This is a genomic window from Streptomyces canus (assembly GCF_001514145.1).
Lineage (GTDB): Bacteria > Actinomycetota > Actinomycetes > Streptomycetales > Streptomycetaceae > Streptomyces > Streptomyces canus.
This window is the reverse complement of record NZ_KQ948656.1, coordinates 1,074,085-1,084,853: the sequence shown is the minus strand read 5'-3', so window position 1 is coordinate 1,084,853 and position 10,769 is coordinate 1,074,085. Positions and strand designations below refer to the sequence as shown.

Sequence of the window (10,769 nt, the reverse complement as noted above, 5' to 3'; positions counted from 1 at the left end):
ACAAAGAAGGTAAAGCCGACCCGCCCTTCTTGACAACCCAGTACAGAACCGCCTAGGTTCCTTACTGTTCAGTCCACAACGGTCCTGAGCTCACCGAACCGGCTTGGTCCGGGCGTGCAGGACCGTGCGGACCGTGTCGGCCTGAGCCCGGGCGACCCCGCGCAGGGCACGACGAAGTCATGGCCACAACCGAAGGAACCACCATGCAGACAGCTTCCCCAGTGGCCCTCGTGACGGGTGCCTCCTCCGGGATCGGGCGGGCCGCGGCGCTCGCCCTCGTGGGCGCCGGATTCGCGGTGGTCGGCACGAGCCGCAACGCGGCGAACGCCAAGCCGATCGCCGGGGTGACGTTCCTCGATCTCGAGGTGGCCAGCGACGAATCGGTCCGTTCCCTTGTCGGGGAGGTGATCGAGCGGTTCGGCCGGATCGACGTCCTGGTCAACAACGCAGGCGTGGGCGCGGTCGGCGCCGGCGAGGAGAGCTCGATCAGCCAGGCCAAGGAGGTCTTCGACGTCAACGTCTTCGGTCTGATGCGGATGACCAACGCGGTGCTGCCCCACATGCGCGCCCAGCGCAGTGGCCGCGTGCTCAACGTCGCCTCGATGCAAGGTCGGGTCCCAGGGCCCTTCATGGCCGTCTACGCCGCCACCAAGCATGCGGTCGAGGGCTACTCCGAGTCCGTCGACCACGAGCTTCGCGAGCACGGCGTGCGGATGCTGCTGATCGAGCCGGCCTACACAAGCACGAGTTTCGAGGCGAGCAGCATGGCACCCGACTCGCCCCTGCCGGCCTACGCCGCGCAGCGGGAGATCGCCCGAGACGTGCTGGCCACGGCCGTGCGCAACGCCGACGACCCGGGCGTTGTCGCGAAGGTGATCGTCGAGGCCGCCACCGATGCCAAGCCCAAGCTCCGGTACCCCGCCGGCCCGATGGCCAGACGCGTCAGCCTCCTGCGCCGGATCGTGCCCTCGCGCATCTTCGACAGCCAAATCCGCAAGCTCAACCGACTGGCCGGCTGACCCCGCAGCACACCCGGCGCCCGAGGAGGCGCCCATGTCCGAAACCAGAGACGATGAAGCCAACATCAGCATCTGCCGTCCGACCGCTCCTGGAACAGGCTGACACCCAAATGGAATTCGAACACGTCACCTTCGACCTGCCACACGGCACCTTTCACGCGCTGCAGGGTGGTGACCCCGACGGTCAGCCGACGGTCGTTCTGCACGGCTTCCCGGACCACCCGCCGACCGCGAAGCCCTTCCTCGCCGAGCTCGCCCGCCAAGGACGTCACGTCATCGCACCCTGGCTTCGCGGTTACGCGCCGTCCCCGACCGCGGGGCCGTTCGACTTCGCCTCCCTCACCGGCGACGTGCTCGCGCTGATCGACCGCTGGTCTCCGGGGCGAGCCGTGGAGTTGGTCGGCCACGACTGGGGCGCCCTGATCACCTACGATGCCGTCGTCACCGCGCCGGAGCGGATCGAACGCGCGGTCACGCTCGCAGTCCCCCACCCCATCACGTTCCTGAGCCGGCCGCGCCTGGCTCAGCTACGCCGGATCTGGTACATGGGGCTCTTTCAACTGCCGGGAAGCGGCTGGATGGCCAGCGCCCGCGATCTCGCCTTCATCGACCGCCTCTGGCGTCAGTGGTCGCCCGGCCTCTCGCTCGATCCAGCGCTGCGGGCGGAGCTGCACGAGGACCTGCGGGCGAGTATGCCCGCGCCTTTGAAGTACTACCGGGCGATGATGCGGCCCGGCATGATTGGGGCGACGCGCCGCCTGTCTCATCCGATCACGGTGCCCCTGCTGCAGCTTTACGGTGCCGACGACGGCTGCTTTCTTCCCCCGAAGGTCGACGACCGACATCGGTTCGCCGCCCCGCACGCGATGGAGGTCGTCCCCGACGTCGGTCACTTCCTGCACATCGAGGCCCCCGAGGCGATCGCAGAACGGATCGCGGCATGGGCCAAATAACGGATCACATCACTCGGAGTGGGGGGCGTATGGCACAGGCCGCGGACGCTGCGCGGACCGTCATCATGACCGTGGACGACGATCCCGGGGTGTCCCGGGCCGTCGCCCGTGACCTGCGACGGCGCTACGGTGGGTCGTACCGGATCGTGCGCGCGGAGTCCGGCGAGTCCGCGCTGGAGGCGCTGCGGGAGCTGAAGCTGCGCGGTGATCTGGTCGCGGTGATCCTGGCCGACTACCGGATGCCCCAGATGAACGGCATCGAGTTCCTCGAACAGGCCCTGGACCTCTATCCGGGTGCCCGGCGCGTCCTGCTGACCGCGTACGCGGACTCGAACGCGGCGATCGACGCGATCAACGTCGTCGACCTCGACCACTACCTCCTCAAGCCGTGGGACCCGCCGGAGGAGAAGCTCTACCCGGTGCTCGACGACCTGCTGGAGGCGTGGCGCTGCAGCGACTACCGGCCGGTGCCCGCCACCAAGGTGATCGGTCACCGGTGGTCGGCGCGCTCCTCGGACGTGCGGGAGTTCCTGGCGCGCAACCAGGTGCCGTACCGCTGGTACTCCACGGACGAGCCCGAGGGGCAGCGCCTGCTGGCGGCCGCGGGCCAGGACGGGCAGCGGCTGCCGGTGGTGATCACGGCGGACGGTACGGCGCTCGTCGAGCCGGAGGTGCCCGAACTGGCCGCGCATGTGGGGCTGGCGACGACACCCACGGCCGACTTCTACGACCTGGTCGTCATCGGCGGCGGGCCGGCCGGTCTTGGCGCCGCCGTGTACGGGGCCTCGGAGGGGCTCAGGACCGTGCTCGTGGAGCGGTCGGCGACCGGCGGGCAGGCCGGGCAGAGCTCGCGGATCGAGAACTACCTGGGCTTCCCCGACGGGGTGTCCGGCGGCCAGCTCACCGACCGGGCGCGACGCCAGGCCACGAAGTTCGGCGCCGAGATCCTCACCGCGCAGGAGGTGACAGGGCTGGAGAGCAGCGGGGCGGCGCGGCTCGTACGGTTCGCGGACGGGTCGACGATCACGGCGCACAGCGTGATCCTGGCGACCGGTGTGTCCTACCGGCAGCTGGAGGCGCCGGGTGCCGACGAGTTGTCGGGCCGCGGGGTGTTCTACGGGTCCGCGCTCACCGAGGCCGCCGCCTGCCAGGGCCACGACGTGTACATCGTCGGCGGCGCCAACTCGGCCGGACAGGCGGCGATGTACCTGTCCAGGGGCGCCAAGTCGGTCACCCTGCTGGTGCGCGGAGCGGACCTCACCGCGTCGATGTCGCACTACCTGATCCAGCAGATCGCCGAGTCACCGAACATCTTTGTACGGGCCCACACGGTCGTCGAGGCCGCGCACGGCGACAACGACCTGGAACAGCTGACGTTGCGCGACACGACGAGCGAGCAGACCGAACTGGTCGACGCGCAGTGGCTGTTCGTGTTCATCGGCGCGGCCCCGCTGACCGACTGGCTGGAGGGTACGGTGTTGCGCGACAAGCGCGGGTTCATCCTCGCCGGGCCCGATCTGACCGCCGACGGGCGGCCACCGGCGGACTGGGAGCTGGACCGGCCGCCGTACCACCTGGAGACCAACATCCCCGGCGTGTTCGTCGCCGGGGACGCGCGCGCGGAGTCCGCGAAGCGGGTCGCGTCCGCCGTCGGAGAGGGAGCCATGGCCGTGATGCTCGTACACCGGTATCTGGAGCAGTCGTGAGCGGGCGGCTGATGCCGTGCAGCGCGGCGGAGATCAGTTCGCTGTTCCTCTTCGAGAAGCTGAACTCCGAGCAGCTCGGCAGGCTGTGCAGCGAGGGACGGGTCGAACTGTTCGATCCCGGGCCGGTGTTCGCCGAAGGTGACCCGGCGACCTGCTTCTACGTGATGATCGAGGGCACGCTCGTCATGTCGCGCCGGGTGGGCGACGACGACATCGAGGTGAGCCGCACGTCCCAGCCCGGGGTGTACGCGGGGGCCGTGATGGCGTACCTCGGGGACGGTAAACCGCAGCGGTACCTGAACTCGTTGCGGGTGTCGGAGCCGACGCGGTTCTTCGTCCTGCCCGCCGAATCGTTCGCGAACTTCATCCACGAGTGGTTTCCGATGGCGGTCCATCTCCTGGAGGGGCTCACCCTCGGTTCGCAGACCTTTCAGCGGGCCGTCGGGCAGCGCGAACGGCTACTGGCGCTGGGCTCGTTGTCCGCGGGTCTCACCCATGAGCTCAACAACCCGGCCGCGGCGGCCGTACGGGCCACCTCGTCGCTCAGGGACCGGGTCGCGCACATGCGCAACAAGCTCGGCGCCATCGCCTCGGGCCCCTACCACGGCGACGCCCTGAAGGCCCTGGTCGACCTCCAGGAGCGTACGGCCGAGCGGGTCTCCAAGGCGCCGGCACTGAGCCCGCTCGAAGCGTCGGACCGGGAGGACGAACTCGCCGACTGGCTCGACGACCACGGTGTCCAGAACGGCTGGCAGATCGCGCCGACCTTCGTGCAGGGCGGTCTCGACGTCGACTGGCTGGAGCAGATCGCGGCGGCATGCGACCAGGAGGAGATCCTGCCGAGTGCCATCGGGTGGCTCAACTACACGGTCGAGACCGAGCTGTTGATGTCCGAGATCGAGGACTCCACCACCCGTATCTCGCACCTCGTCGACGCCGCCAAGCAGTACTCGCAGCTGGACCGCGCGCCCTACCAGGTCGCCGATGTGCACGAACTCCTCGACAGCACGCTGCTGATGCTGTCGGGCAAGATCGGTCCCCAGGTCAAGGTCGTGAAGGAGTACGACCGTTCGGTGCCGAGGATTCCGGCCTACCCGGCCGAGCTGAACCAGGTGTGGACCAACCTGATCGACAACGCCGTCTCCGCCATCAAGAGCGCGGGCGGCGAAGGGACGTTGACCGTACGCACCGCTCTGGTGCACGACCGGCTGCTGGTGGAGTTCCGCGACACGGGCCCGGGAGTGCCGGCCGAGATCCGTGGCCGGATCTTCGACCCGTTCTTCACCACCAAGCCGGTGGGCGAGGGCACCGGGCTGGGGCTCGACATCTCCTGGCGGATCGTCGTCAACAAGCACCACGGCGACCTGAAAGTCGAGTCCGTACCCGGCGACACCCGCTTCCAGGTGCTGCTCCCCCTCACTGCCCCCGATACCGTCCCCGACCCGGCCCAGGAGCCCTCATGACCAAGGACACCGGAATCGACCCCAGCGTCCCGCCCCACGGGGCCGGGACGAGGCGCTGACCCGTCTCACCGGTGCGCTGGGCCGACCCCGCGTCCGCGAGACCCGTGCCGTGCTCATCGCGGGGGACGCCGGGGTGTGCGCGGCGGGCCTGGACATCCCCGACGACGTCGGCATGAAACCCACGCACTACGCCGTCCACGTCGGCCCGGCTACACGGTCACCGCGAAGGACACGGTGTTCCACGTCAGCGATTCACGCGGGTGGTAGCCGAAGCCGCGCTTGTATGCGGCGGCTGCCTGCTCCTTCTCGGAGTGGCAGGTGACCAGGGTGGCGTCGAGGTCCAGGACCAGGCAGGGCAGGTCGCGCCCGCCCGCGCGGGACGCTGGTATGCCGTCGCGGGTGTCGACGGCTTGCAGCCAGGCGATTTCGCGTGCGGTGGCCCGGGCTTCTTGCAGGGCGGCCAGTGCGGGAGGACCGATGTCGGCGAGAAGACGCCAGGCGGTGGGTGTGGCGGCGACCGGGCCGAACACCTCGCGCTGGTCACGCAGGACAGCGAGGTCAGTGATGGTCTCGCCGCCGTCGGCGAGCATCACGGCCAGGTCGACCGCCACCCGGCCGGGGGCGTGCCCCGTGCCGCGCGGCCGCAGCCGACGCAACGCGCTGGTGAAGGGGCTGGTCAGCCCGGTGACTTCGGCCAGATCGGTCAGCAGACGGGATCCGGCATGGCTGACCACCCCGCGACCGTCGGCCGAGACGACAAGTCGGGGACGTGACCCGGTGGTGTGCACGCGGAAAGTGCCTTCCCCCGCGAGACGACAGAAGCCTTGGACAAGCCCTGTCGTCCCAGGTCAGAAGGCACTTTCGCTTTGCCGCTCATGATCCGGACACGACCCCGAGTGAAACGCGCGGGCTAGGGCGTGTTCCCGTGCCCGTTGCCTCGCCGCCGGGCTCAGAACCCGGGGAAGACCCTGCGCAGGTCGTCGAGGGTGACGGTGTCGCCGGTGAGGGTCACGGAGGGCGGGGTGTGGGCGGGGGCGTGCCGGCCGGTGACGAGTCGCAGCCACCACTCGGCGGGGGCCGTCAGCACGGCGTCGGCGTTCTCGGGTTCGCCGGTGAGCGCGACCGTCTCGCCGACCGAGAGACCGAAGGCGCGCTCGGGTGCGGTGGTGTGCACCGTGACGGCGACGGGGCGGTTCTCCAGGGCGTCCGCCTTGCCGAGGAAGCCCAGCATCATGCCGGCCTGGTCGAGGAGCGGCCCGGTCGCGGCGGACGCCAGGGTCGTCGACGGGTCGAAGGCCGCCTCGACGTCCCACGAGTGGTGGGTGAACTCACTGAGCCGGAGCCCCGCCGCGGTCGCGACGTCCACCGGCGCGGGCAGGAAGCCGAGGTCGATCCGGAGGTCGCTGCGGGCCCCCGCGTCGAGGCCCTCGTAGCGTTCGACCAGCGCCTGGTTGGCGGTGACGAAGCCTTCGGCGCGCTCGGCCGGGGTCATCGCGTCCCAGCGGGCCCACACCGACTTGTTGAAGTCGCCGTCGGGGGCACCCGTACCGCCCGTCGCGCCCTCCAGTACGGCCAGGCCTATTTCGGCGCCGCTGCCCAGATGGCTGAGCACCTGGGAGACGTCCCACTCCGACGCGCCGGACGGGCGGGTGAGATCGGCGGCGGTGAGTCTGTGCACCACAGCGGCGAGGTGGTCGTGCCCGCTGCGCAGGGCGCCGATGATCCGGTCTGCGGCTTCGGTCATGTTCGTTTCCCCAATGAAGGCGATCTGATTCGGTGTTGTCGTCCACGGCTGTCGGTGTCACACGGCGGTCTGGAACGAGCGCTTGGAGAAGCCGATCGTGTACCCCTCGACGGTGGTCCGCACCGGCCGGTCGGGGTGCGCGGCGGCGCCCAGGGTGATGAACAGCGGGATGTAGCGGTCGACGGTCGGATGAGCGTACGGCATACCGGGCGCCCTCGTCCGGAACGCGTCGAGTTCGTCCACCACGCCGCGCGCGAGGGCGTCGGCGGCCCAGGCGTCGAAGTCGGCGGACCAGCCCGGGACTTGGCCTTCGAGCATCGCACGGGTGATGAACGGCAGCCCGTGCGTCATAAAGCCGGAGCCGATCACCAGCACACCCTCCTCGGCCAGCGGGTACATGGCCATCAGCGGCACCCAGGCCCCGTGGTCGAGCCCTCGGCCGGCGTGCTGGTGGACCGATTCGCCGTCCGGCATGGTTCCGGCGACCCGGAGGGCGAGCGCGGTCGCGTCGGGGGTGTCGTACCGCATCGTGTAGTAGCGCGGGTGGAAGCCCCCGAAGGCGTAGACGAGCGGGGTGTGCGCGGCCGGTCCGGACAGGGACAGCGACCAGGCAGTCACGTGACGCGGGCGGGAGAGGTCATATGAGCCTGACCGGTCCGGCGTCGATCGGCAGGCGGACCAGGAGATAGGGCTTGCGGCGCAGATCCTCGCCCTCGTGGAAGGGCGGCATCCGGTTGAGCTGGTTGGCGGTGGCGTACAGGTACCGGTCCGAGGCGACGGACAGGGTGTCGATCCAGATGAGGTCGGTGCCCTGGGCGAGGGTGCGGTAGGTGCCGTCCGGATTCCTGCGCCAGAGGGAGTTGTGTTCCAGGTCGCCGCCGTAGAGCCGTCCCTTGTCGTCGCTCTCCAGTCCGTCGGCCATCGGCTTGAACCCGTGGTCCTCGACCGTCGCCGCCACCTCGGTGTCCGTGGCGTCCGGGTCGGCGAGGGCGTCGGTGGCCACGCTGTGCAGTCGGCGGCTGGACAGGGGGCAGTAGTAGAGGCGCTTGCCGTCGGCGCTGAGGGCGATGCCGTCGGAGCCGGTCTCGTAGGAGGTGGGTTCGCCGTCCGCGGGGCGGATCATGAGGGGTTCGCCCTCGATGATGGGAAGGAACTGCTCGTCGGGGAGCACTGAGGGCTGCCCGGCCAGTCGCCGCCAGGAGCGGCCTGTGGCGAGGTCGACCACGATCACGCCGTTCGAGCCGCCCGAGTCGGTGATGAACGCCATGCCCTCGGCGCCGCGCCGCAGGTCGAAGCGCACGTCGTTGGGGTAGCTGTTCGACGGCACCACCTCGGGCGGGAAGAGGATCTTCCGTACGATCCGGTCGGTGCGCAGGTCGACCGCCACGAGCTTCGGGCCGCCGTAGGAGGACCCGGCGAACAGCGGGTTTCCGGTGTCGAGGATCCACAGCCGGTCGGCCCCATCGACGACGACGCTCTGCACCGACTGGAAGTGCCCGGCCAGGTCGGAGGCGTCCTCGCGGTTCACCTCGGCGTCGGGGTAGGCCACCGGCTTCCCTTGCCGCAGTTCGGCGACGGTGAAGGGGACGTCGTCGCCCCAGCGGGGGAAGTTGACGAAGATACGGCCGTGGCGTGAGACGGTGACACCCGTCGGCATCGAGCCCCAGAAGCGGGCGACGACCGTGTACTGACCGGCGGTTGGGCCGGCGGTTGGACTGGTGGCGTGGGCGGGCCCGGCGAGTTGGGTGGCGGCCAGCGATGCGGTGGTCGCGCCGAGGAATGTACGTCGTTTCATGCGAGTGCCTCCTGCTGGGTCTGGTTGCACCATGGACTTCGCCGTGGACAGCAGTTCTCTGGTGCGCGGGTGGCGGGTGGTGAGGTCCATCGCGGAGAAGGCCCTGTCGTGGATTCGCGGGGCGAGACGGTCGCGGTGGAACCCTGGAGATGCCCTGCTTTCCTGTGCTGGTTCGTGTCCTGAGAACAACAGTCATCGCAGGTGGCAGGGCATCTGTGGGGTGGATCCAGGCTCAGTGGGCCATCACGGGCTCGCCCTCGGACGGCGCCAGAGCCCGATTCGGGATCAGGAACGCGGCGATCACCGCACCGACCACGAAGAACCCGGAGCCCCACGCCAGGGTGGCCGTGTAGCCCTCGACCCCGGCCTGCGCCGCGGCCAATGCGCCGGGCTTGTGCGAAGTCAGGTAGTCGGTCGCGGCTGACGAGGCAATGGTGGTCAGTAGCGCCGTGCTGATGGAGCCGCCGATTTGCTGACCGGTGTTGATCAACGCCGAGGCGACACCCGCGTCCTCGTGGTGAATGCCTGAGGTCGCCCCCTGGATCGCGGTGCTCATCACGGCGCCGATGCCGAGACCCAGCAGGATCAGGCCGGGCATGATGTGGGCGGCGTAGGTGCTGTCCAGCTCGAGCCGGGTCAGCAAGGCCATACCGGCTGCGGCGACCAGGAAGCCGGCGCTGACGACGATCTTCGGGCCGACCCTGGGCAGCACCAGCGAAGGCATCGTGGTCGACGACGCGACGACGCCCGCGACCATCGGCAGGAACGCCAGACCGGTCTTGATCGGCGAGTAGCCGAGGCTGGCCGCGAAGTAGTAGGTCAGGAACAGGAAGATCGAGAACATCCCCATGCCCAGGACGAACACCGCCGCGAACGAACCACCGCGGGTCCGGTCCAGCACGAGGCGCAGCGGGAGCAGCGGATGCGCGACCCGGGACTCCAGCCAGACGAACACCGCGAGCAGCACCGCGCCGACGATCATGGAGCCGAGGGCGACCGGGTCGGTCCAACTGGTGGACTCTACGTGCGCGAACCCGTAGACGACGGCGAACAGTGCGGCGCTCACCACCACGATGCCCGGAATGTCGAGTTTGGGCTTCTTGGTGATCACGGGCTTGGCCAGCAGCAGCAAGGCGCCGATCAGTGCGGGGGCCGCGAAGGCGACGTTCACGTACATCACCCAGCGCCACGACGCCCATTCGGTGAGCATGCCGCCGACCAGCAGCCCGATCGCGCCGCCCGCACCACCCAGCGCACTGAAGATACCGAAGGCCTTCGCCCTTTCGGACGGTTCGGTGAAGGTCACACTGAGCAGTGAGAGTGCCGCGGGCGCGAGCACCGCGGCGAAGAGGCCCTGGGCCACACGTGCCGCGACGAGGATCTCGAAGCTGCCGGCCGAGCCGCCGACGACGGACGCGGCCCCGAAACCTGCCAGGCCGATCACGAAGAGGGTACGTCGGCCCAACAGGTCACCGAGTCGGCCGCCGAGCAGCAGCAGGCTGCCGAACGCCAGCGCGTACCCCGTGATGACCCACTGCCGGCTGCCGTCGCTGAAGCCGAGGTCGTGCTGCGCTTCGGGCAGCGCGATGTTCACGACGGTGGCATCGAGCATGACCATGAGCTGTGCCACGCCTATGACGACCAGCACCCACCAGCGCACGGCATGTGAGCCGCGAAGGCCCGAGTCTTTCTTTCCGGAGGCGGGCGCCCCGCGGTCGATGCTGGTACTCATTTTTTTCCTTGCTTGCTCGGCATGACGGAAAGCCGTCTGGAATCTGATCGGTTTCCTCACCGACGAAGGTGAGGCGAGCGGATGACGGGCTGAGATCTCAGAGCTTCAAGATCATCCTGTGGCCGCTTTCGGGCTTCCCTCGGCGATCCCCTGGAGGGCCGCGTCGGTGTCTGCGGTGGCCAGCATCCTGTTGATGTCGGCGCCGGCCAGTCATCGCGCCGGGCATGCACGCACCCTGTCCGGTGAGCTCAGGACCGTTGTGGACTGAACAGTAAGGAACCTAGGCGGTTCTGTACTGCCTTGTCAAGAAGGGTGGGTCGGCTTTACCTTCGATGCATGGCCAGACCACGAAGCTTC

General features: G+C 69.3%; 9 protein-coding genes. 4 read left to right on the top strand and 5 right to left on the bottom strand.

What is annotated here, in order from left to right; translation table 11 throughout:
• Positions 1-203: 203 nt before the first annotated feature.
• From AQJ46_RS04795 to AQJ46_RS04780, 4 genes are all read left to right on the top strand, one after another.
• On the top strand, positions 204-1,019 hold the full coding sequence (locus AQJ46_RS04795; protein ID WP_059204336.1) for an oxidoreductase: 816 nt from the start codon (positions 204-206) through the stop codon (positions 1,017-1,019).
• A 110-nt stretch (positions 1,020-1,129) separates the two neighbouring features.
• A complete protein-coding gene (locus tag AQJ46_RS04790) occupies positions 1,130-1,972 on the top strand; it encodes an alpha/beta fold hydrolase (RefSeq protein ID WP_059204335.1) in 843 nt (280 codons plus the stop codon).
• A 29-nt stretch (positions 1,973-2,001) separates the two neighbouring features.
• Positions 2,002-3,678, top strand: a complete 1,677-nt coding sequence (locus AQJ46_RS04785) for an FAD-dependent oxidoreductase (RefSeq protein WP_059204334.1) — start codon at positions 2,002-2,004, stop codon at positions 3,676-3,678.
• 11 nt (positions 3,679-3,689) lie between these two features.
• On the top strand, positions 3,690-5,141 hold the full coding sequence (locus AQJ46_RS04780; protein WP_404828372.1) for an ATP-binding protein: 1,452 nt from the start codon (positions 3,690-3,692) through the stop codon (positions 5,139-5,141).
• A 209-nt stretch (positions 5,142-5,350) separates the two neighbouring features.
• Here the strand turns inward: AQJ46_RS04780 and AQJ46_RS04775 are convergent, their stop codons facing one another.
• The 5 genes from AQJ46_RS04775 to AQJ46_RS04755 all read right to left on the bottom strand — a co-directional run bounded on the left by AQJ46_RS04775 (position 5,351) and on the right by AQJ46_RS04755 (position 10,412).
• Positions 5,351-5,929 carry a transposase gene (locus AQJ46_RS04775; protein WP_208616872.1) on the bottom strand — a complete coding sequence of 193 codons (579 nt, stop codon included), beginning with the start codon at positions 5,927-5,929 and terminating at the stop codon, positions 5,351-5,353.
• 161 nt (positions 5,930-6,090) lie between these two features.
• The gene (locus AQJ46_RS04770; protein ID WP_059204332.1) at positions 6,091-6,885 is read right to left on the bottom strand and encodes a maleylpyruvate isomerase family mycothiol-dependent enzyme; all 795 of its coding nucleotides are present in this window, start codon (positions 6,883-6,885) and stop codon (positions 6,091-6,093) included.
• A gap of 57 nt (positions 6,886-6,942) precedes the next feature.
• Positions 6,943-7,503 (bottom strand): dioxygenase family protein, encoded by a 561-nt coding sequence (locus AQJ46_RS04765; RefSeq protein WP_059204331.1) that lies wholly within the window; start codon positions 7,501-7,503, stop codon positions 6,943-6,945.
• A 19-nt stretch (positions 7,504-7,522) separates the two neighbouring features.
• Positions 7,523-8,680 (bottom strand): L-dopachrome tautomerase-related protein, encoded by a 1,158-nt coding sequence (locus AQJ46_RS04760; protein ID WP_059204330.1) that lies wholly within the window; start codon positions 8,678-8,680, stop codon positions 7,523-7,525.
• 232 nt (positions 8,681-8,912) lie between these two features.
• On the bottom strand, positions 8,913-10,412 hold the full coding sequence (locus AQJ46_RS04755) for an MFS transporter (protein ID WP_079072107.1): 1,500 nt from the start codon (positions 10,410-10,412) through the stop codon (positions 8,913-8,915).
• Positions 10,413-10,769: the final 357 nt, after the last annotated feature.

What these genes read in the sequence shown, in the direction of transcription:
- AQJ46_RS04795 (WP_059204336.1), top strand. Translation starts at nt 204, where the DNA reads ATGCAGACAGCTTCCCCAGTGGCCCTCGTGACGGGTGCCTCCTCCGGG.
- AQJ46_RS04790 (WP_059204335.1), top strand. Translation starts at nt 1,130, where the DNA reads ATGGAATTCGAACACGTCACCTTCGACCTGCCACACGGCACCTTTCAC.
- AQJ46_RS04785 (WP_059204334.1), top strand. Translation starts at nt 2,002, where the DNA reads ATGGCACAGGCCGCGGACGCTGCGCGGACCGTCATCATGACCGTGGAC.
- AQJ46_RS04780 (WP_404828372.1), top strand. Translation starts at nt 3,690, where the DNA reads ATGCCGTGCAGCGCGGCGGAGATCAGTTCGCTGTTCCTCTTCGAGAAG.
- AQJ46_RS04770 (WP_059204332.1), bottom strand. Translation starts at nt 6,885, where the DNA reads ATGACCGAAGCCGCAGACCGGATCATCGGCGCCCTGCGCAGCGGGCAC.
- AQJ46_RS04760 (WP_059204330.1), bottom strand. Translation starts at nt 8,680, where the DNA reads ATGAAACGACGTACATTCCTCGGCGCGACCACCGCATCGCTGGCCGCC.
- AQJ46_RS04755 (WP_079072107.1), bottom strand. Translation starts at nt 10,412, where the DNA reads ATGAGTACCAGCATCGACCGCGGGGCGCCCGCCTCCGGAAAGAAAGAC.